General features: G+C 62.6%; 23 protein-coding genes. 10 read left to right on the forward strand and 13 right to left on the reverse strand.

The annotated features are described in order from the left end of the window. Nucleotides 1-6: 6 nt before the first annotated feature. Both xdhA and uraH read right to left on the reverse strand, forming a co-directional pair. Nucleotides 7-1,485, reverse strand: coding sequence for a xanthine dehydrogenase small subunit (xdhA, locus tag C5750_RS17285; RefSeq protein WP_105735170.1), 1,479 nt, complete (start codon nt 1,483-1,485; stop codon nt 7-9). A 6-nt stretch (nt 1,486-1,491) separates the two neighbouring features. Next, nucleotides 1,492-1,860: a hydroxyisourate hydrolase gene (gene uraH, locus C5750_RS17290; protein ID WP_105735171.1), complete on the reverse strand. Its 369-nt coding sequence runs from the start codon at nt 1,858-1,860 to the stop codon at nt 1,492-1,494. 181 nt (nt 1,861-2,041) lie between these two features. Here uraH and puuE point away from each other — a divergent pair, with 181 nt between their 5' ends. Genes puuE through C5750_RS17305 form a run of 3 tightly spaced genes read left to right on the forward strand, consistent with a single transcriptional unit; the run spans nt 2,042 to nt 4,972 of the window. Next, on the forward strand, nt 2,042-3,460 hold the full coding sequence (puuE, locus tag C5750_RS17295; RefSeq protein WP_105735172.1) for an allantoinase PuuE: 1,419 nt from the start codon (nt 2,042-2,044) through the stop codon (nt 3,458-3,460). 10 nt (nt 3,461-3,470) lie between these two features. Then, nucleotides 3,471-4,502 carry an allantoicase gene (alc, locus tag C5750_RS17300; RefSeq protein ID WP_105735173.1) on the forward strand — a complete coding sequence of 344 codons (1,032 nt, stop codon included), beginning with the start codon at nt 3,471-3,473 and terminating at the stop codon, nt 4,500-4,502. Next, entirely contained in the window at nt 4,487-4,972 is a 486-nt protein-coding gene (locus C5750_RS17305) for an ureidoglycolate lyase (protein ID WP_105735174.1), read from the forward strand. Before alc ends, C5750_RS17305 begins: the two co-directional genes overlap by 16 nt. 75 nt (nt 4,973-5,047) lie before the next feature. Here the strand turns inward: C5750_RS17305 and C5750_RS17310 are convergent, their stop codons facing one another. Then, nucleotides 5,048-5,647 (reverse strand): deaminase, encoded by a 600-nt coding sequence (locus C5750_RS17310; protein ID WP_425350485.1) that lies wholly within the window; start codon nt 5,645-5,647, stop codon nt 5,048-5,050. 73 nt (nt 5,648-5,720) lie between these two features. Beyond that, nucleotides 5,721-7,013, reverse strand: a complete 1,293-nt coding sequence (locus C5750_RS17315; protein ID WP_105735176.1) for an NCS2 family permease — start codon at nt 7,011-7,013, stop codon at nt 5,721-5,723. Nucleotides 7,014-7,078: 65 nt separating this feature from the next. Here C5750_RS17315 and C5750_RS26610 point away from each other — a divergent pair, with 65 nt between their 5' ends. After that, a complete protein-coding gene (locus tag C5750_RS26610; protein WP_130272242.1) occupies nt 7,079-7,321 on the forward strand; it encodes a hypothetical protein in 243 nt (80 codons plus the stop codon). Nucleotides 7,322-7,358: 37 nt separating this feature from the next. Here C5750_RS26610 and C5750_RS17320 read toward each other — a convergent pair whose 3' ends face one another. Next, entirely contained in the window at nt 7,359-8,615 is a 1,257-nt protein-coding gene (locus C5750_RS17320; protein ID WP_105735177.1) for an ATP-binding protein, read from the reverse strand. Nucleotides 8,616-8,674: 59 nt separating this feature from the next. Continuing rightward, nucleotides 8,675-9,862: a D-alanyl-D-alanine carboxypeptidase gene (locus C5750_RS17325; protein WP_105735178.1), complete on the reverse strand. Its 1,188-nt coding sequence runs from the start codon at nt 9,860-9,862 to the stop codon at nt 8,675-8,677. 324 nt (nt 9,863-10,186) lie between these two features. Here C5750_RS17325 and C5750_RS17330 point away from each other — a divergent pair, with 324 nt between their 5' ends. From C5750_RS17330 to C5750_RS17355, 6 genes are all read left to right on the forward strand, one after another. Then, the gene (locus C5750_RS17330; RefSeq protein WP_105735396.1) at nt 10,187-11,023 is read left to right on the forward strand and encodes a metallophosphoesterase family protein; all 837 of its coding nucleotides are present in this window, start codon (nt 10,187-10,189) and stop codon (nt 11,021-11,023) included. Further along, nucleotides 11,020-12,174 carry an ABC transporter ATP-binding protein gene (locus C5750_RS17335; protein WP_105735179.1) on the forward strand — a complete coding sequence of 385 codons (1,155 nt, stop codon included), beginning with the start codon at nt 11,020-11,022 and terminating at the stop codon, nt 12,172-12,174. The genes C5750_RS17330 and C5750_RS17335 overlap by 4 nt, the downstream gene beginning before the upstream one ends. Continuing rightward, nucleotides 12,167-13,111 (forward strand): carbohydrate ABC transporter permease, encoded by a 945-nt coding sequence (locus C5750_RS17340; RefSeq protein ID WP_105735180.1) that lies wholly within the window; start codon nt 12,167-12,169, stop codon nt 13,109-13,111. The genes C5750_RS17335 and C5750_RS17340 overlap by 8 nt, the downstream gene beginning before the upstream one ends. Then, nucleotides 13,108-13,944: a carbohydrate ABC transporter permease gene (locus tag C5750_RS17345; protein WP_105735181.1), complete on the forward strand. Its 837-nt coding sequence runs from the start codon at nt 13,108-13,110 to the stop codon at nt 13,942-13,944. The genes C5750_RS17340 and C5750_RS17345 overlap by 4 nt, the downstream gene beginning before the upstream one ends. A 25-nt stretch (nt 13,945-13,969) precedes the next feature. Then, entirely contained in the window at nt 13,970-15,235 is a 1,266-nt protein-coding gene (locus C5750_RS17350; RefSeq protein WP_105735182.1) for an ABC transporter substrate-binding protein, read from the forward strand. Nucleotides 15,236-15,430: 195 nt separating this feature from the next. Continuing rightward, nucleotides 15,431-15,772, forward strand: a complete 342-nt coding sequence (locus C5750_RS17355) for a PilZ domain-containing protein (protein WP_105735398.1) — start codon at nt 15,431-15,433, stop codon at nt 15,770-15,772. A gap of 6 nt (nt 15,773-15,778) precedes the next feature. Here the strand turns inward: C5750_RS17355 and C5750_RS17360 are convergent, their stop codons facing one another. From C5750_RS17360 to C5750_RS17390, 7 genes are all read right to left on the reverse strand, one after another. Continuing rightward, nucleotides 15,779-16,264: a hypothetical protein gene (locus tag C5750_RS17360; protein ID WP_105735183.1), complete on the reverse strand. Its 486-nt coding sequence runs from the start codon at nt 16,262-16,264 to the stop codon at nt 15,779-15,781. Continuing rightward, the gene (locus C5750_RS17365; protein ID WP_342588469.1) at nt 16,261-16,698 is read right to left on the reverse strand and encodes a flagellar protein FlgN; all 438 of its coding nucleotides are present in this window, start codon (nt 16,696-16,698) and stop codon (nt 16,261-16,263) included. Before C5750_RS17365 ends, C5750_RS17360 begins: the two co-directional genes overlap by 4 nt. Nucleotides 16,699-16,724: 26 nt before the next feature. Further along, the gene (locus tag C5750_RS17370) at nt 16,725-17,285 is read right to left on the reverse strand and encodes a rod-binding protein (RefSeq protein ID WP_105735184.1); all 561 of its coding nucleotides are present in this window, start codon (nt 17,283-17,285) and stop codon (nt 16,725-16,727) included. A 49-nt stretch (nt 17,286-17,334) separates the two neighbouring features. Then, complete coding sequence (locus C5750_RS17375) at nt 17,335-17,745, reverse strand: hypothetical protein (protein ID WP_105735185.1); 411 nt, start codon at nt 17,743-17,745, stop codon at nt 17,335-17,337. Nucleotide 17,746: 1 nt separating this feature from the next. After that, nucleotides 17,747-18,505 (reverse strand): flagellar biosynthetic protein FliR, encoded by a 759-nt coding sequence (gene fliR, locus C5750_RS17380; protein WP_105735186.1) that lies wholly within the window; start codon nt 18,503-18,505, stop codon nt 17,747-17,749. Nucleotides 18,506-18,516: 11 nt separating this feature from the next. Further along, the gene (gene flhA, locus C5750_RS17385) at nt 18,517-20,607 is read right to left on the reverse strand and encodes a flagellar biosynthesis protein FlhA (protein ID WP_105735187.1); all 2,091 of its coding nucleotides are present in this window, start codon (nt 20,605-20,607) and stop codon (nt 18,517-18,519) included. A gap of 419 nt (nt 20,608-21,026) precedes the next feature. Continuing rightward, nucleotides 21,027-21,293, reverse strand: a complete 267-nt coding sequence (locus C5750_RS17390) for a flagellar biosynthetic protein FliQ (RefSeq protein WP_105735188.1) — start codon at nt 21,291-21,293, stop codon at nt 21,027-21,029. Nucleotides 21,294-21,308: the final 15 nt, after the last annotated feature.

Consider the following 21,308-nt stretch of genomic DNA (forward strand, 5'->3'; position numbering starts at 1 on the left):
TTCCTCCTAGCCCGCAACCGCGGCATAACGGTTCAGCCGGACGGTCTCTTCGCCCGTCGTCTCCAGATGGAAGCGGCGCAGCAGGTTCCTGGCGGTCAAAAGCCGGTAGTCCGCCGAGGCGCGCCAGTCGGTCAACGGCGTGAAATCCACTGTAAAGGCCGCCATGGCCCGCTCGATGGCCGCCTCATCCCACGCGGAACCGGTCAGCGCCGCCTCGACGGCGGCCGCGCGCTTTGGCGTCCCCGCCATGCCGCCGAAGGCAATCGTGGCGGCCTGTACCTTGCCTTCAGTGTCGAGCAGCACCTTGAACGCGCCGCACACCGATGAAATGTCCTCGTCGAGCCGTTTCGATATCTTGTAGACGGCGAACAATTCGCCCGGCTTGAGCGCGGGGATGTGGATGGCCTCGACGAATTCTCCGGGCATGCGGTCCTGTTTGCCATAGTCGATGAAGTATTTTTCCATCGGCACGCTCCGGCGGTTCGGGCCTTTGCGCAGGCGCACGCTTGCGCCGAGCGCAATCAGCGCCGGGGGCGTGTCGCCGATGGGCGAACCATTGGCGACATTACCGCCGATCGTGCCCATGTTGCGCACCTGCTCGCCGCCGATGCGGTTCCACAGCTCGGACAATTGCGGGAAATGTTCCGAGATGACCGGATAGGCGTCGGTGTAGCTTACCCCGGCGCCGAGTGTCAGCCCATCATCGTCGGCCGTGATCCGGCGCAGCCCGTCCAGATGCGCGGTGAAGATGACGGGACCGATCTCCCGCATGAATTTCGTCACCCACAGCCCGACATCGGTCGAACCGGCAACAATGGTTGCGCCGGGATTGGCATCGAGAACAGCGGCGAAGTCATCGGCGTCGGCGGGCAGGATAAAGCGTTGCTTGCCTTCGCCGATATCGACGCGCCTGCCATCCTTCAGCGCCTGCAGCTGTTCGATGACCCGTGCGCGCTCGGCGACAAGCGGATCATTGCCGGCATTGCGTGCCGACACGCTTTGCGCCGCCCGAATAATCGCGGCATAGCCGGTGCAGCGGCAGAGATTGCCCTGCAGCGCTTTTTCAATGTCGCGGACCGCCGGGCTCGGATTGTGCATCCACAAACCATAGAGCGACATGACGAAACCGGGCGTGCAGAAGCCGCACTGGGACGCATGGGTGTCGACCATCGCCTGCTGCACCGGGTGCAGCGTGCCGTCGGCGGCGGCAAGCGCCTCCACCGTGACGACATGGCAGGCATCGAGCGAGCCGACAAAACGGATGCAGGCATTGACCGATTCATAGGTCAGCTGGCCATGGGTCAGGCGGCCGACCAGGACAGTGCAGGCGCCGCAATCGCCTTCGGCGCAGCCTTCTTTCGTGCCGCGCAACCGGCGATCGAGGCGCAGGAAATCGAGCAGCGTCTGGGTTGCCGCCACGTCGGTCAGTTCGACAAGCCGGTCATTGAGCAGGAAGCGGATGCTGGAGCGGGTCTGGATATCCATGGCCGGTCAGCTCCCGCGATAGGTTGAATAGGCATAGGGCGCGACGAGCAGCGGCACGTGGTAGTGCGCGGCCTCGTCACCGATGCCGAAGCGGATCGGCACCACGTCGAGGAACGGCACGGCGCCATCGGTCTGCCCCCCGAGATAGGCGCCCACATGAAAACGCAGCTCATAGGTGCCGGCACGCATCTCCGCGCCGGCCAGAAGCGGCGCATCGCAGCGCCCGTCCGCATTGGTGCGCGTGCTGCGCAGCGCCGAGAACTGCTCGCCGTCAAGCCGCAGGAGATCGACCCGCAGGTTGGCGGCAGGTTTGCCGCTGGCGGTATCCAGCACATGCGTCGTCAGACGGCCTGTCGTTTCGTTCTGAGAACTCATGAGCGTTCCTCCCTCCCAAGGCGGATTTTCCACTTTTGCATCGCCCAGTTTGCCCGGCGCGGCGGCGGCGCAGTAGGCGGCGCTTCCTTACAGGACTTTCAAAATTTTCTGGGGGAATGCATCCCCGCTTATTTGATTATTCATGGGATCGGACCAGCAGAGTGGAGGACGGATCGCTGCCATGAAATATCCCAGAGACTTGCATGGATACGGAGAAACCCCGCCGCAGGCCCATTGGCCGGACGGCGCAAAAATCGCTGTCCAGTTCGTTGTGAACTATGAGGAAGGCGGCGAAAACTGCGTGCTGCACGGGGACGCCGCATCCGAAGCCTTTCTCTCGGAAATCGTCGGCGCGCAGGCCTGGCCGGGCCAGCGGCACTGGAACATGGAATCGATCTACGACTATGGCGCGCGGGCCGGATTCTGGCGCCTGCATCGCCTGTTCACCGGCAAGAACGTGCCGGTGACGGTCTATGGCGTGGCAACCGCCCTGCAGCGCTCGCCGGCGCAGGTGCGCGCCATGCTGGATGCGGACTGGGAAATCGCCTCGCATGGGCTGAAGTGGATCGAATACAAGGACTACACCAGGGAGGCGGAGCGCGAGCATATGCGCGAGGCCATCCGCATCCATACCGATATCACCGGCGCGCGGCCGAAAGGCTGGTATACCGGCCGCTGCTCGGTCAACACGGTGGACCTTGCCGCAGAGGAAGGCGGCTTTGACTATGTCTCGGATTCCTATGCCGACGACCTGCCCTATTGGCACGAGGCCGCAGGCCGGCAGCAGCTGATCATCCCCTATACGCTGGATGCCAATGACATGCGCTTCGCCACGCCGCAGGGCTTCAATTCCGGCGAGCAGTTCTTCTCTTACCTCAAGGACAGTTTCGACACGCTCTATGCCGAAGGCGAAGCGGGTTCTCCCAAGATGATGAGCATCGGCCTGCATTGCCGTCTTGCCGGCAGGCCGGGACGCGCGGCCGCCGTCGCAAGGTTCATCGACTATGTGCAAAGCCACAGCCATGTCTGGCTGGCGCGGCGCATCGACATTGCCCGGCACTGGGCAAATACCCATCCGCACCGGTCAGCCGAACCGCGTCCGTCGGCACTGACGGAAGCGGCGTTCGTTGCGCGCTTTGGCGGTGTCTTCGAACATTCCGAGTGGATTGCGCAGCGCGCCTTTGCGTCGGAGTTTTCCCATGCGCACGACACGGCACCGGGGCTGCATGCCCTGCTGACCACAGTCTTCCGCAGCGCGTCGCCGGAGGAGCGGCTTGCCGTCCTCAAGGCCCACCCGGATCTCGCCGGGAAACTGGCACAGGCCAAGCGCCTGACGGAAAGCTCCACGCAAGAACAGGCATCCGCCGGTCTCGATGCGCTGACCGACGCGGAACGCGCGCAATTCGAAGCGCTCAACGGCCTCTACGTCGAAACCTTCGGCTTTCCCTTCATCATCGCGGTCAAGGATCACAGCAAGGATGGCATCCTCGAAGCCTTCAGGACGCGCGTCAAGAACGACCGGGAAACCGAGTTCAATACCGCCTGCCGGCAGGTGGAACGGATCGCGTTTCTCCGGCTGCAGGGCATGCTGCCAAACTGAAGGGGTGCGCATGCCGGATTGCGTGGATCATCTGCCCGCCTTTGCCCGCGACGGCATCAACCTTGCCTCCGCGGGGCTCGGCGCCAAGCCGCTGTTTGCCACCGATGAGTTCTTCGCTCCGCTCGAACGCATGCTCAGCGACAGCCCGGCCGTTTTCATCCCGGAAAAATACGACGACCATGGCAAGTGGATGGACGGCTGGGAAACGCGGCGGCGGCGCGGCAGCGGTCATGACCACGCGGTCGTGCAGCTCGCCGCACCGGGCACCATCCGCGGCTTCGACGTCGATACCGCCCATTTCACCGGCAACTATCCGCCGGCCTGCCGCATCGAGGCAACGCTTTCGCCGCACGAGCCCAACGCCGCGACCCGGTGGACGGAAGTGCTGGCGTTGAGCCCGCTCGGTCCCGGCGCCCGGCATTTCTTTGCCTGCACGTCGGACGCCGTGTGGAGCCATGTGCGGCTCCACATCCATCCCGATGGCGGCGTGGCGCGGCTGCGCGTCTACGGCCAGCCGTCCCTTGGCACCCATGGCGCCGACGGCAGCAGCATCGATCTGGCGGCCTCGCTGTTCGGCGGCCGCGTGGTCGCCATGTCCAACGCCCATTACGGCCATCAGCGCCTGCTGGCGCCGGGCCGCGGTGTCAATATGGGCGACGGCTGGGAAACGCGCCGCCGCCGGGAACCGGGGCACGACTGGATCATCATCCGCCTTGCCGCGCGCGGGACCATCGAAAGCGCTGTTGTCGACACCGCGCATTTCAAGGGCAATTTTCCCGACGCCTGCTCCATTCAGGCGGCAGACCTTGGAGACAGCAGCGGGGGTCTCGACCCGCTGGTGGTTCCCTCCTCCATGTTCTGGGATGAAATCCTGCCGCCGCAAAAACTGTCGGCCGATGCGATCCACGAATTTGGCGCCGGTCAGATCCGGCAGGCGGGCGCTGTCACCCATGCCCGCTTCAACATCTATCCCGACGGCGGGGTGAGCCGTCTGCGCCTTTTCGGCAAGATCGGGAGCAAAGAACCATGCGCGACATTCTGATACAACCGCTTTCCCGCGACGCATTTCGGCCCTTCGGCGATGTGATCGAGGTGGAGGGATCGTCCAGCTTTCCCATCAATCACGGCATGTGCACGCGGTATCACGATCTGGCGAAGGTGGAGACAACCGGGGAAAACCCGCGCGTGCTGATCAGCCTGCTGCGCGGCAAGCCCTACGACCTGCCGCTGACGCTCGCCATGGTGGAGCGACATCCCCTCGGCAGCCAGGCCTTCATGCCGCTGTCCGCTCACCCGTTCCTCGTCGTGGTCGCGCATGACCGGCCCGGCGGGGCGGGCGATCCCATCGCCTTCCTGACGGCACCGGGACAGGGCGTGAATATCCATCGCAACATCTGGCATGGCATTCTCACCCCGCTCGGCGGCACCTCGGATTTCGTGGTCGTGGATCGCGGCGGCGACGGCAACAATCTCGAGGAATATTTTTATCCCGAACCGTTCATCGTCCGCTGAGCGCGGCCGGCGGCCAAAACAGACGAGGCGGGGCGCAAATGCCCCGCCTCGTCAGCATATCGATGGATCAGCACCCTAGTTCAGCGGGATGGAATTCCCGCCCTTGCCGGACTGATACTGGTTCGACAGATCCGCATATTTCTTGGCGATCCGCGCGGCCCGGGCATGCAGCCTGCCCCGGTCCGGTTCCGGCAGCGCCGCGATCAGGGCATGGATGGCATAACTCTTCCAGAAGGCATTCTCGGCATTGTAGCCGCCGGGCTCCAGCGTGAAGACTTCCTTGAGAATCTTCAGATCATGCGGGATGGCGAAGGCATCGCGGGAATCCTCGTGGCTGAAGAAATAGTAGAAATTGTCGAACCCGGCCCAGGTGATGGCCGAAAGGCACATCGAGCAGGGTTCGTGCGTCGACAGGAAGATCAGCTCCCTGGGGTCCGGGCGCTTGTCTTCGTTCACTTCGTAGAAGCGTTTCAGCGTATGCACCTCGCCGTGCCAGAGCGGGTTTTCCGTCTCGTTGTTCGTCTCCGCCAGAACCAGCGACAGATCCGACTTGCGCAGCAGGGCGGCGCCGAAAATCTTGTTGCCTGCCGCCACACCCTTTTCCGTCATCGGAATGATGTGATGTTCCATCGCGTCGAGCAACGCATCGATCGTCGCGGTTGTTGGTGTTTCCACAGTCATTGACGTGTCCTTCGCTTAGGCCCGCAGGCAGCTTGGCCCGGATACGGCATGTATCCGGGCCGCTGTTTTACACGGGGAACAGGGTGTAACGGATGACAAACAGGATCGCCACGAGCCAGGTTGCCAGATGCACGTCCTTGACCCGGCCGGTGCATGTCTTCAGCACGACATAGCTGATGAAGCCGAAGGCAAGACCGTTGGCGATCGAATAGGTGAACGGGATCATCAGCGCGGTCAGTGCCGCCGGGGTGGCCTCGGTCACATCGCCCCATTCGATATCGGTGAGTTCACGCATCATCAGACCGGCGACGTAGAGCAGGGCCGGTGCGGTGGCGTAGCCGGGAACGGACCCTGCCAGCGGCGCGATGAACAGGGCCGCCAGGAACAGGACGGCAATGGTCAGCGCCGTCAATCCGGTCCGCCCGCCGGCCTGAACGCCCGATGCGCTTTCGACATAGGCGGTGGTGCTGCTGGTGCCGAGCAGCGAGCCGGCCACGATGGCCGTGCTGTCGGCAAACAGCGCGCGTCCGAGACGGTTGGGTTTCCCCTCCTCGATCAGGCCGGCGCGCTTGCTCACGCCAATCAGCGTACCGGTGGCATCGAACACCTCGACCAGCACGAACACCAGGATCACCTGCAGCAGGCCCGTATGCAGCGCGCCCATGATATCAAGTTGCAGGAATGTCGGCGCGAGGCTTGGCGGCGCTGAGAACACACCCTTGAACTCGCTGGCGCCCACGGCCATCGACAGGACGGTGACCACGAGAATGCCGATGAGGATCGCGCCGCGCACCTTCAGGGCATCGAGCGCCGCGATGATGAAGAAGCCCAGCATGGCGAACAGGGCGGGCGTGCTGCCCAGATGGCCCAGCCCGATGAAGGTCGCAGGATTGGCGACGATGATCCCGGAATTCTTCAGCGCGATGAAGGCGAGGAAGAGGCCGATGCCCGCCGCAATGGAACTGCGCAGCGATTTGGGAATGCCGGCGACAAGCCAGCTGCGCACGCCCGTAACGGTGAGCAGGATGAAAATACATCCGGAAATGAAAACGGCACCCAGCGCCTGCTGCCAGGTGAAGCCCATCGCCGCCACGACCGTGAAGGCGAAGAAGGCATTGAGGCCCATGCCCGGCGCCATGCCGATGGGCCAGTTGGCGACAAGCGCCATGACCAGCGAACCGACCGCCGCGGCGATGCAGGTTGCGACAAAGATGGCATTGCGGTCCATCCCCGTGGACGACAAAATCTCCGGGTTGACGAAGATGATGTACGACATCGTCAGGAATGTCGTCAGTCCCGCGAGCATTTCGATGCGCGCGGATGTGTTGTGTTCTCGTAGCTTGAAAAGCTTTTCGAGCATGATTCCTCCCCCTGGCTCTCGCCGAGTCTCCGGTTGCTGCGTGACCCCCAGGATTGGCGAGTCGCATGGCTGCCTGTTTTGAGTTTTCGAACGTCTTCAATCAAGAGAAAACTGACGCATGCTCCTCCACGGCCAGCCTCTCCTCAGTGCTTCCACTGCGGGCTGATAGTGCGTCTTCCGGCGCGGCGATGCTAGGCCATGATTTCCGCAGACATGAGCGAAACAGCTTCAATATTTTATTGATGCCAGCTCAGTTTCGGATGGGAAAAGAGGCAGATAGCGGCGGCGGCTATCCCTCTCATTCATAGAAACATTTGCCGCATCCCGCAAGCGTCCTGCGTTGACTTAACTCAACCACAGACTGGACAGTGGCATTGCATGCAACTTTTCGCCGAAGGGCGTGATCCGGTCATGATCGTGCAGCACGATGCCATGAACGAAGCGGTCGCCGGCCGCCTCCTGCAGCTGGCGCAGCCCGCGCAGATCCTGCTGGCGCACGGTGGCCGCCGCCTTGACCTCAATGCCGATGACCCGCCCGCGCCTGTCTTCGATGACCAGATCAACCTCATCCTGATCCTTGGTGCGGTAATGCGAAAAGGTCAGGCGGCGCTCGGACCAGGCCGCCAGCTTGAAGATTTCCGACACGACAAAGCTTTCAAGAACCGGGCCGAACCGGGAACGGTCGCTGAGCACGTCGTCGGCATCGGTGTCGCGCAGGGCTCCGAGCAGGCCCGTATCGAGAAAATGCAGCTTGGGTGTCTTGATCAGCCGGGTCAGCCGGTTGGTGGACCAGGGCGGCACGGTGCGCACCAGGAACAGACGCTCGAGAATGGCGACGTATTTCTGCGCCGTCACGCTGGAAAGGCCGAGCGCCGCGCCGAAACTGGAATGGTTGGTCAGTTGGCCCGCATGTTCGGCCAGCACATCGAGGAGCCGCGGCAGGCGGTCGAGTTGGTCGATATTGGCGATGTCCCGCACGTCCCGGTCAAGAATGAGCGAAACATAATCCTCCAGCCAGGCCTTGCGGCGCGCCGGCTGCGACCGGCGCACCACTTCCGGATAGCCGCCGCGCAGCACGATATCGCTCAAAGCTTTGCCGGTGACGGGTTCGGACGTCAGCCGCAGGTCATCCCCGGCAAACAGGCGGTCGAGAAAGTCACCCGGCGTTCCCGCCAGCTCGCATTGGGCAAACGGCAGCAGCGGAATGACCGCCATGCGTCCCGCGAGGGAGTCGGCGATGGCCGGAACCGTGGCAAGATTGGCCGATCCCGTCAGCAGGAAGCGCCCCGGCTCCTGATCCGTGTCGACGCTCTCCTTGATCGCCAGCATCAGTTCCGGCGCGCGTTGCACCTCGTCGATCACGGCCCGTTTCAGCCCGCGAATGAAGCCGACCGGATCGGCGCGGGCCGCCTGCAGGGTCGCGGCGTCGTCCAGGGTCAGATAGGGCCTGTCAGCCCGGGCGAACTGGCGGGCGAGCGTCGTCTTGCCCGCCTGGCGCGGACCGGCGATCAGCACCACCCGCGTGTCCGACAGGGCGGTTTCAACGTGCGGCCCGACACGTCTTTCGATCAGGCCATGCTTTTCAGGCAGGGAATCACTCATGCGTCCATTCCTAAATCATTTACCGTCTGATTTAAAGCGAATAGACGTCTATTTTAAAATTACGTGCGCGAAGCAATACAGGCGAACGCCCGGCGCTTCAGCGCGGAACAGGCCGCGCCTGCCGCCTTCGCATCACGGAAACCGCCAAACCGCACGCGAAAGAGCTTGGCTGCGGGTTCAATATAGCCCTTGGCTTCTGGCAAAATGGACCGGACCAGTCTATCCGCCTTGCCAAGCAGGCGTTTGGCATCGGCGCGCGTGTCCACGGCACCGATCTGGATATTCCATTCCCCGCTTGTCTGCAAAGGCTGCAGCCCGCCATCGCCCTGCTCGATATCAGATTCATCGATCAGCCCGGCAATACTGGGTTTGCGTTGCGGTTCGGCTCTGGCGACAAGATTGCTGCCGCGCCTGGCGCCATCGCTTGCCAGGGGCATATATTGCGTCAGCAGCTGTGCCATGCGGTCATCGCGCGCGCGTCCGGTTTTGCCGCCGAGGACAACGCCGACAATATGCCTGTTGTTGTCGGAGAACGAAGAGACTAGATTGAAACCGGCCGCATCGGTATAGCCGGTCTTGATGCCATCGACCCCGGCATAGCGGTACATCAGGTTGTTGTGGCCGTTGATCTGCCTGCCGCGGAACACGAAAGAGCGCTGGGAGAAGAGAGGGTATTCCCGCGGAAAATCCCGCATGACGGCCACGCCGAGCGTTGCCATGTCCCGCGCCGTCGTCACCTGCCCCTTCTCCGTCAGGCCGGAGGCATTGCGGAAGACGGTGTTCCTGAGACCAAGCTGGCGCGCGCGCTGCGTCATCTGCCGGGCAAAAGCCGCTTCCGAACCGGCGAGATGCTCGCCCATGGCCGAGGCCGCATCATTGGCGGAGAGGATGATCATGGCGTTGACGGCTTCACGCACGCTGAGCGTATCGCCGCCGCGCATCCACAGCTTCGCCGGAATCTTGCGGGCGGCATTGGCCGACATGACGATCCGGTCATCCCATTTGAGCTTGCCCTTCCGGATCGCCTCGAAGGTCAGATAAAGCGTCATCATCTTGGCCAGAGAGGCCGGTCCGTGCGGGGCATAGCCGTTGCCCTCGCCCAGGACCTTGCCGGTCGGCACGTCAAGCACCAGCCAGGGCTGGTCCGCCGCCTGCGCAACGCCCGCCAGACCGGTGGCAAGCGCACAGGCCAGCGCAAGCGTTCTGGCGTGGCACAACAGGCTTTGACGAGCGAAACCGAGCAGCATTCCGGCATCTCCATGCGAAAGGGGGCGAAGGGCATAATTCAGCGGACAGGGCGCCGGTTGAGACTACCGAGGCTGAGGTTGATAAGGTGTAAACAATCATGGTGAACGGCGCGATCTTCACCGCTGATTGAGCAGAAATTGCGGCAGGCCATTCCGCCCCGTCCACGGCGCACGGGGCACCGAGGTTCATCGAATTGTCATTGGCCTGAAACGCAGCTGTCACAGACCAAGCCTATGAAGACCCCGCGCCGGGGCCGGCCGGAATCGGCTTGCCTGCGGCACGCCATGCGCCCCTCATTGTTCGATTTTGAAGAGAGATATCCTGTGCGGATCATCCAGATTACCGACACTCACCTCAGCCCTTCCAAGGTCCATTTCAACGCCAATTGGTCACCCCTGGCCCAATGGGTCGCGGAGCAGAAACCGGATCTGGTGGTGCATACGGGCGATCTGTCCATCGACGGCGCGGATATCGAGGATGACCTGGCCTTCTGCGCCGGATTGCTGAACGCGCTCCCCGTCAAGGTCCTCAGCCTGCCCGGCAACCACGACATCGGCCACATGCCCGGCAGCCCGCAGCCGGTCAACGCCACGCGCATCGACCGCTGGCGCGAAATGATCGGACCGGACCGCTGGATTCACGACATGGACGGCTGGCGCCTGGTCGGCCTCAACAGCCTGATCCTCGGCAATGACAGCCTCGAAGAGGAACAACAGTTCGACTGGCTGGAGGACGCGCTCGCCGAGGCGCAGAACCGCCGCATCGCGCTCTTCGCCCATAAGCCCTTGTTTGTCGACGCCGCCGACGAGGGCGAAACCGGTTACTGGAGCGTTCGCCCCGCACCGCGCAAGCGGCTGCTCGACCTGATCGCGGAATATGATGTGGCCCTGCATGCCAGCGGGCACCTGCACCGCGCCTGGCAGGGCATGCACAATGACACCAGTCTCGTCTGGGCTCCGGCTTCGTCGTTCATCGTCGGGGACCTGGAGCGCGACATGCCCGGCCAGCGCATTCTCGGTGCGGCGGTCCATACGCTGACCGATACGGCAGAAACGGAAATCGTCGAGATCGGCAGCCTCTCCCGCTTCGTCCTCGACGATGTCATCGAGGAGGTCTATCCGCGTGCACGCATAGCGCAGGCACCGGAGACGGCCGCATGAGCGCGTTCGCCCTCAGGAATATCTCGAAATCCTACGGCACCAACAGCATCCTGAACGATGTCAGCATTGAAGCGGAAGACGGCGAGTTCATAGCCCTCGTCGGCCCATCGGGCTGCGGCAAGAGCACCTTGCTGCGCATCGCCGCCGGTCTTGACCACGGCGATGCCGGCAGCATCTGGATGGGCGGGCGCGAAATCACCGCGGAGCATCCGGCCGACCGCAATGTGGCGATGGTGTTCCAGTCCTATGCGCTCTATCCGCACCTGACCGCCGAACAGAACATTGCCGTGCCTCTGGCCATGCGCACGCTTTCCACCCTGCAGCGCATGCCCTTGCTCGGCCGCTTCGTCGCGGGCAGAAGCACCGCGCAGGCGGCAATCAAGCAGCAGGTTCTGGCCACGGCAACCAGCCTGAAGATCGACCATCTGCTTGACCGCAAGCCGGGACAGATGTCCGGCGGCCAGCGCCAGCGCGTGGCGCTCGCCCGCGCACTCGTGCGCCAGCCCGGCGTGTTCCTGATGGACGAGCCGCTTTCCAATCTCGACGCCAATCTGCGCGTGCATACCCGTGCGGAGATCGTTGACCTGCACCGGCGCACCGGCGTGCCGACCATCTACGTCACGCACGACCAGTCCGAAGCCCTCAGCATGGCCGACCGGGTTGCCGTCATGATGGGCGGCAAGGTGCTGCAGTTCGCCTCGCCCGCCGACATCTATGACGATCCGCGCCATGTCGAGGTGGCAAAGTTCGTCGGCAGCCCGCGCATCAACATCATCGACGCCGTCACCGCCGACAATGGCGCGGTGTTTTTCAGCGGCAAGGCCGTCGTTGACGGCGTCACCGGTCCGGCCGGCACCCCGGTCCAGCTCGGCATCCGGCCGGAGCGCATCAGGCTGAGACCGCAGGGCGCCAAGGGCATTGCCGCCATCGTCACCCGGCTGGAATTCCTCGGCTCGGAAGTGCTGGTGACAACACAGGCCGACGGCGCCGGGGACGGCATTGTCATCAAGGCCGCCCCGGCCGATGTCTCCCATCTGGGTGCGGGATCGCCCGTTGCGCTTCAGATCGATGCGGATGCCTGCCTCGTCTTCGGGCAGGACGGGCTGCGCGTGCCGCTGCGGGCAACGGCAAGGATTGCCGTCGATGCATGAGACCGCAATAGCGAACCTTCTTCCCGCGGATCGGACCACCGCCCGGCAGGCAGCCATCCGCGCCGCCAAACGCGAGGAGCGCGTGGCCTGGCAGCTGGCTGCACCGGCGATCCTGCTCATCATCGTCCTGATCCTGCTGCCGACGCTGGCCGTCTTCGTCTTCAGCCTGACCAATTACGAGCTCGGCTATGACGACTTCCAGTTCATCGGCCTCGACAATTATATCGAGCTCTTCGGCGACCGGACGTTCCTCATCTCGCTGAAGAACACCGCCGTCTACACCGCCATCGTCACACCCTTTTCCGTCTTCATCGGCCTTGGCGTAGCCCTGCTGATCGAGAGCGAGACGCGCGGGCGCGCCTTCTTCCGCACCGTGTACTTCCTGCCCGTCGCCTCGCTGCTGGTGGCCATGGCAACGGTGTTCCAGTACCTGCTGCACCCGACCATCGGCCCGGTCAACGCCATGCTGTCGATGCTGGGCATTGCCGGTCCCAACTGGCTGGGCAGCAGCAGCACCGTGCTGACCAGCCTGGCGATCATCGGCATCTGGCAGTCGGTCGGCTTCAACATGGTGCTGTTTCTCGCTGGCCTCACCGCCATCCCGCGCGAACTCTATGCCGCGGCGGAAGTGGACGGCGCCAAGGGCAGCTGGGAGCGCTTCCGCCTCGTCACCTGGCCGATGCTCGGACCGACGACCCTCTTCGTGACAACCATCAGCGTGATCAATGCGGTGAAGGTGTTCGAGACGGTCAAGACGCTGACCGAAGGCGGCCCGAACAAGGCTTCGGAAGTGCTTCTGTGGACCATCTATCAGGAAGGCTTCGTCTATCTGCGCGTCGGCTATGCCTCGGCCATGACCGTCATCTTCCTCGCCTTCCTCATCGTGCTGATGCTCGTCCAATACCGGGTTCTCGACAGACGGGTGCACTACACATGAGAAACACCGCCTTCTTCTCCATGCGCAACCTGCGTCTCGCCATGCTTTCGGCCGGAGCACTCGTTTTCCTTGCGCCCTATATCTGGATGATTTCCACCGCGGCGAAATCCCGCGAGGAAATCTTTTCCTCCTCGCTCACCCTTTTGCCGCAGCACTGGGCGCTGTGGGAAAACCTTGCCAAGGCGCTGACGCGGGTGCCGATGGGCCAGCTCCTGTGGAACGGGCTTGTCGTCTGCGGCCTGATCTTCTTCTTCCAGGTGGTCATCGCCATTCCCTGCGCCTATGCCATGGCCAAGCTGAAATTCCGCGCCGCCCGCACGATGATGACGCTTGTCATGCTCGGGCTGCTCATCCCCATCCATGCCACCGCCCTGCCCATCTATGTCGCCCTGAACAAGGCCGGCATGCTCAACAGCTATTTTGCCCTGTCCGCGCCGTTTTTCATCTCGGTCTTCGGCATCTTCCTGTTCCTGCAGTTCTTCCGCGCCATGCCGGACGATCTGATTGCGGCCGCCCGGCTCGATGGCATGTCGGAGCTTGCCATTGTCAACCGGGTGATCGTTCCCAATGCCTGGCCTGCGGTCACCGCCTTCGCCATCTTCTCGGTGGTCGCGCACTGGAACGACCTGTTCTGGCCGCTCATCGTCATCACCGGCAGCGAACGGGCGACACCGCCGTTGGGCCTCCTGTTCTTCCGCGCCGCTGAAGCCGGCGACGATTACGGCGCGCTGATGGCCGCAACCCTCATCATCACCCTGCCGCTCGTTGCAGCCTTCCTGCTGGCGCAGCGGCGTTTCATCGAAGGCATCACCCTCACCGGCCTCAAAGGCTGACCGTTCCCAAGACCAGGAGATAACCATGAGCTTCTTCCGAAAGACGATTGCGGCAGCCGCGATCGCCACCGCGTTCAGCGTTCCCGCTTTGGCGGAAACCACCCTCAACGTGCATTATCCGATGCCCGGTTTCTTCAAGGACGTGATGGATGTCATCTCCAAGAAGTTCATGGAAGAAAACCCCGATATCAAGATCAGCTTCGTCAGCCCCTCGGCCACCTATGAGGAAGGCATCCAGACGATCCTGCGGCAGGCGGGTACCGCCGAAATGCCCGATATCACCTTCATCGGCCTCAACCGCCTGCGCATGATTGCCGAGCGCGGCGTCAATGTCGACATGAAGCCGCTGATCGCCAAGGAGCCCGACATGGCGGCCCAGGGCTTCAGCGACAACATCCTTCGCCTCGCTCAGGTCGGCGAGCAGCAGGTTGGCCTTGCCTTCGCCACCTCCAACCCGATCATGTACTACAATGCCGACCTGATCCGGCAGGCGGGCGGCAATCCCGACCAGCCGCCAAAGACCTGGGACGAGGTCATCACCCTCGGTGCCAAGGTCAAGGCGCTCGGCAACGGCAATGAAGGCATCGACTTCCGCTGGCAGGGCGACGACTGGATGTTCTCGGCCCTGCTGTTCGGCGCGGGCGGCACCATGCTTTCCCCGGATGAAAAGAAAGTCGCCTTCAACGGCCCGGAAGGCATCGCTGCCTTCAATCTCGTCAGCCGCCTCGTCAAGGAGGGCGGCATGCCTGTCCTGACCAAGCAGGCGGGCGAACAGGCCTTCGTTGCCGGCAAGGTTGGTCTTTCCTTCCAGACGACCGGCGCGCTGCGCAACACGATCAAGAATGTCGGCACGAAATTCGACCTGCGCACCGGACCGCTGCCGCTGCTCAATCCGGAAAAGGGTCATCTGCCGACGGGCGGCAACGCCGTCGTCATCCTGACCAAGGACGCCGCCAAGCAGCAGGCCGCATGGAAATTCGCCAAGTTCGCCGCCGGTCCCTACGGCGCTTCGGTCGTGGTTCCCGGCACCGGCTATGTGCCGAACAATGAACTTGCGGCCAAGTCGCCGGAGTATCTTGCGGATTTCTACAAGCAGAACCCGCTGTTCCAGGCCGGGCTCAACCAGATGAACCGCATGATCCCCTGGTACGCCTTCCCCGGCACGAATGGTGTCAAGGTGACCCAGACCATCGTCGACAACCTGTCGCGTGTCGTCGAACAGTCGGCCACACCGCAGGAAGCCTTGAACAACGCCGCCGACGAGGTCCAGAAGCTTCTGCCACGCCGCTGAGGCTGACGCGATCAAGGACAGGCGCCCCGCCAAACCCGCCGGGGCGCCCGTCCGCATCTGTCATATTTGACACCTTGGTATAACGGTTTTGCAATGGTTTGAGGCTATGACCATCAGGGACAACCACCGGCTTGAAATATGTATCCCGGATACGTACTCGCGCCGGATCATCAATCCTTGCTGGACCCATCATCGATGCCACCAACCGAATCCGGCCACAAGACGGAAAAGCGTATTGAGGAACGCAAGCGCACACGCCTGCGCTCAGGAAAGCTTGCAACGCTTGAAGGCCAGTTTCTGACCGAGTGCCACTTTCACAACATTGCCGGCGGCGGCGCCCGCATCCGCACCGTGGGGCCCTGCGCCATTCCCAACCGCTTCTGGCTGTTCGACGACCAGTATCGCGGGGCGCTGATGACCGAGATTGTCTGGCACCGGGATGGCGACTACGGCGTGCGCTTCATCGAGGATGCGCATGTGACGCCGCTGAGCGACGCGGTCCTCAGCGCCCTTGCCGGAAAATACTATTCTCTCTGAAATGGCCTATGGCGCCGCTGGCGCCTGCCGCGACAGGCCCTTGGTGTTCTGGTCGCGGATTTCCTTGGCGGTGATGTAGTTGAACTGCTCGACCAGGAGATCGCGCACCAGCGGTTCGGGGAATTTGGCGTTGACCCCGTCAATGACCGATTGCTTGACGCTGGCAAACTCAACCTTCTGCACGTCTTTCACATCGGAAAAGTGGCCGTAGAACTGGCGGAAGATCTCGTCATTGATGAATGGCGCAACCGGCACGGTGACCATTGCCTTGACGCGGCTGTCGAGCGTGTAGCCGAGCTGCACCACGATATAGCCCTCCACCGCCCCGTCCAGAATGATCGGGACGCTGAAACTATCGGTCTTGCCGAAATCGAGCACATCCTTGCTCTGCGAGGAAACGGCTGCGGTCGCCGAATTCTGCCACACGGCAAAATACAGCGATCCCAGCGCCACGCCGCAGATCCAGAGGCCGATCAGGACGATACGGATCATGCGCCCTGCCCGTTCCTCAACTGCTGGGCGGTATAGGTGCCGTCGGCTTCCTGCGTTTCCAGCGCATCGCGGATCAGGCCGGTCAGCTCGGTCACGGCCCGCAGATGCAGTTTGATGGCGTCACAATTGCGGTCCAGCTTCTGCTTCAAGGCATCCAGCACCGGCTGCAGCGATTTCAGCGCCGGTACCCCGGCGGTTTTCGCGGCCTTGTTCATCGCCTTGTTGAAATCCCGCAGGCCGCGGCTCTTGTGCGCGTTGATTTCGGCGAGATCGATGGTCTCCCCGTCGAGCAGCAGGTTGGTTTCGCGCTCGACGACCTCTTCAAGGCGCTTGATGGCGAAGAGGACAGGCTCAAGCGCCGGTTCGATCTCGGGTACAAGGGGAGCGTGTTCGATCACGGTGCCGTTCTCTTCATTATCGTTGATTATATCCATATTCATTTCCTCCAATCTTGCCGGCATCAGCCCCGTTTGATCGCGTCAAGAGGTTTCGTCGTCTTCAATTGCTTGTGAATGAGTTGCCGTTCGATCTGGTACAAAATGACATTCGGGTCCGGGCTCTGATCGCCCGGGATTGCAGGCGCGGCGCTCGCCGCCGCGGTCTTCGCCTTGTTGGCGCTTTGCTGTTCGAGCATCCGCGCCACGCCGATGCCGCCGGCATCGGCCATCTGCTTGGCCACAGCCTCTGCCATCATCGATTTCCAGTAATCACCGGCAATGCCCTTGCCGAACACGGCCTGGTTGTCACCGGTAAACATGGATTCGACAAAGGATTGCAGCATGAATGACTCGAATTTCTTGTAGGCGGGGTTCGGCGCGCCCGGCGCGCTGGTGCTCCCGATGGAAACCGTCGGTGTCCCGGCCTGCTGGATGGATGCAAATGTCTCGCGCGACAGCCGTGTCTGGGCTTCGACGCGCGCCGCGGCAAGGCTGCGCAGCTTCTCGACCGACGCCTGCAGGGTTGCCGGATCGGCCGCATTGGCAACATCCAGCACCAGATCGGAAGGTGGATTAATGGCCATCGGTCACTGTCCCATCGTGTTTCATGCTTCGTACCTTAGCGCGCCAAACTTACGGGAGGCTTGTGCCGCCAACGATTGTATGGATGACATATTCCTCGATTTCCTCGGCGGACGCGGCCCGTTCCATCTCCTGTTCCAGCTGGCGCAGGCGACCGCGCAGGATGTCGATGGTGCGCGATACCGCCAAAAGGTCGCGTTTTTCCCGCACCATCCGCTCGGACAGGCCTGCCTGCTTCGCCTTGTTGGTTTCCAGCCGCTTCATGATGAGATCGGCCGGGACGATCCCCGCGCCATTCTCGAAGCGGTCATTCTGCATCCTGAACAGCGCCGCATTCTCTTCCGTGATGGCACCGAACTGCGCATTCAGCCGCGACAGCTCCATCTCGTGCCGGGCCTTGGCCAGCACCTGCAGTTTGATCATTCCCCGCAGGGATTGGCGTGAACCGGGCTTGATGCTCATGTCAGAAGTTCCGCAGATAGGTGCCGGCCTCGCTGGTGAAGAAGCGCAGGAGATCCGGCATGCTGAAGTAGAGAAGCATCATGCCTCCGGCGAGAACGAAGGGCATGGAGATGAAGTAGACGGGAATGGTCGGCGTCAGCTTATTGATCAGCCCGACCGCAATATTCACCACGACGGCGAAGACAATGAAGGGCGCGGCGATGCGGATGGTGCTGAAGAAGGCCTTGGACAGCGTATCGGTGAGATTGACCATGGCGGTCGCCGGCTGGAAAACCCCATCCACCGGAATGGCCGAATAGGATGAAAGCAAAGCGCGCAGCACTTCCAGATGCAGGTCCATCACGAAGAACATCAGCAATGCCGACAAGGTGACGATGGTGGCGACGGCCGCCTGCGCTTCCTCCGATTCGATGCCCGCCCCCGGCGCGCCGGAATAGCCCGTCGCCATGGCGATGGTATTGGCCATGAACTGCAGGGCCCAGAAATACATGCGCGCCAGAATGCCGATCAGCGCGCCCACGATGGCTTCGATGACGATGATGCGCATCAGGACGAGCGGCGCGGCATTGGCCACCGGCGCCATCTGCTTGAACACCAGCGGCACCACCATGAGCGAACAGGCCAGGGCGAGGAAGAGCCGTATCTGCAGCGGAATGCGCGGGCTGGAAATGCCCGGCATCACCAGAAGGCACGAACCGACGCGGGCGAACACCAGAAAGGCGGCGATCACCATGTCGCTGAGCGCCAGGTTCTGCAGCATGGGTCAGGGCCTCACGAGATCGTGCCGAGCGAACGCACTTCGACGCCACGGGCAATCTCGACATGGGACAGCACGGACAGCGTGGCGAACAGCCGCTCGATGATCATGCGGATATAGGGCCGTGCCTCCGGCGAGGCGACGAGCACGAAGCGCTCGCCCGCGTCCAGATGCTTGCGGATCGCGGTGCTGGCCTCGGTGCCGAACTGCTCGAGCAGGCGCGGGTCGATGTCGAACTCGACGATTTCACCCTTGGCATCGCGCTTCAGGCTCTGGTGGAACACCATGTCCCAGCGGTTGCCGAGGCGCAGCACGCTGAGCACGCCATTGTCCGCCAGATCGCCGCAGATCTGCTGCGACATGCGCATGCGCACATGCTCGACGATCATTTCCGCACGGCGGATATGCGGCGCGACCTCCGCGATGGCTTCCAGGATCAGGTTGAGATTGCGGATCGACACCCGTTCCGACAGCAGCAGCTTGAGCACGGCCTGCAGGCCGGAATAGGACAGATGCACGGGGCAGATATCGTCGAGCAGCTTGCGGTATTCCGGGCCGAGCCGGTCGAGAAGGGCCCGCATGTCCTTGTAGGACAGCAGCTGCGCCAGGTTGTTGCGGACGATCTCGCTCAGGTGGGTCAGCAGCACCGAGAGATTGTCGACGGTCATGTAGTTGTCGCGCTTCAGGTCGGCGGCAAAGGTTTCCGGCACCGAATAGGCCTTCATGCCGAAGGCGGGCTCGCGCACCTCTTCACCCGGAATTTCCGGAATGGGCCGGTCGCCGGGGATCACCAGGATTTCACCGACCCGCAGCTCCTGCGAGACCACAACCGTGCCGTGGATCTTGATGCGATAGACCTTCGGCGGGATGAGGAAATCATCGGTCACCTTGATCTCGGGAACCACGAAACCGTATTCGGTGGCGAATTTCTTGCGCATCTTGTTGACACGGTGCGCCAGCTCCAGCTGCGAGGCCATCAGGCGGGTCGACAGCTGCTTGCCGAGGCACAGCTCGATCTGTGCGGTTTCCAGCGAGGCGCGGACCGAGTTGCGGTCCTCGTCCTCGGCCTCCTTCTTGCGGGCGTTCTGTTCAGCCACGGCTGCTGCCGCCACCCGGGCGATCTTGCGCGGAACGGCAATGCCGATGGCGACAAGACCAAGGGCGAGAATAAAGAACGGGAATGCTGGCAGTCCCGGCAGGACACCCAAAACGAACAGCAGGAGCGCAGCGACGAACAGGGCCTTGGGATAGGCGCCGAGCTGGCCGAAGACGGCCTTGTCGGTGGAGCCGCGCGTGCCGCCCTTGGACACGAGCAGGCCAGCCGCCAGCGAGACGATCAGCGCCGGAATCTGCGTGACCAGACCGTCGCCGACCGACAGTTTGGTGAAGACGTCGGCCGCCTGGCTGACTTCCATGCCATGGCGGGTGACGCCGATGATGATGCCGCCGAAAATATTCACGGCGGTGATGATGAGGCCGGCAATGGCGTCGCCGCGCACGAATTTCGACGCACCGTCCATCGAACCGAAGAACGCGCTCTCCTCTTCCAGCTCGCGGCGGCGGTGCTGCGCTTCCTTTTCGTCGATCAGGCCGGAGGAAAGATCCGCATCGATCGCCATCTGCTTGCCGGGAATGGCATCGAGCGTGAAGCGCGCGCCGACCTCCGCGATGCGCGTGGCACCCTTGGTGATGACGAGAAAATTGACGATGATCAGGATGGCAAAGACCACGAGACCGATGACGAAGTCGCCGCCCATGACGAACTGGGAGAAACCGTGGATCACCTGCCCCGCGGCGGCATAGCCTTCATCGCCATGGGTGAGGATGACGCGGGTTGTCGCGATGTTGAGCGACAGGCGCATCATGGTGGCAATCAGCAGCACCGTCGGAAATGCCGAGAAATCGAGCGGGCGCTGAATCCACAGGGACACCATGAGAATGAGAACCGAGAGCGCAATGGAAAAGGCAAGGCCGATATCGAGCACCATCGGCGAGACGGGCAGAAAGAGCACGGTCAGAATGATGACGATGCCAAGCGCCAAACCGACGTCGCTGCCGGTCAGATAGCCCTTGTCGCCCAGTTTCTTTACGGCAGCCTGTTGCACAGCATTCTCCTATGATCGCTGCAAGCATAGGGAGCGAAGCTTACGCGAAGCCAAAGCGGCCGCGCTGGCTGGTTGCCACGCCCGCTTCTGCGTCTGGCTGTTGAAAGAGGAGAATGACGGGCGGTCCTTGGAACGCGGGTCTTGGGTTATGCTGTATGCGATGCTTGCGATCCAAGGACCACCCGCTCCGGCGGTTTTGAGGTTTTACCCAATGGGCCAGCATTGAGCCAAACCTCCCCGGCCGCACAGGTTTTCTTCCCCGTGAGGCCGAAGCGCCGGTCCTTTCCCGACTTTCGAAAGTTTCCGGAAGCATTCCCGCCGGAAAGGACACGAGAAAGATAACTTGGGTTGGGAGAACGTGGATAAGTTGGCGTGGTTTTTATTTGGGTGGAAAAATTACAGTGCGCGGTTCGACAGGCTCAAAAGCCCTTTTCGATCCGCGAATAGGTGAGCAGGGTCAGCGTGTTGATCTGCGAGCCGACGAAGGGAGCCGTCAGCGCCAGCACGGCGAGAATGACGATGATCTTCGGAACGAAGGTCAGCGTGACTTCCTGGATTTGGGTCAGGGCCTGGAACAGGGCGATGATGACGCCTGCCAGCATGGCGGCGCCCACGGCCGGGCCAGCGGCGACAATCACCGTCCAGATCGCCTGGTTGACGATGTCGAGCGCATCGGCCTCATTCATAGTCGGCGGCGGGCG

The organism is Phyllobacterium myrsinacearum (assembly GCF_002980555.1).
Lineage (GTDB): Bacteria > Pseudomonadota > Alphaproteobacteria > Rhizobiales > Rhizobiaceae > Phyllobacterium > Phyllobacterium myrsinacearum.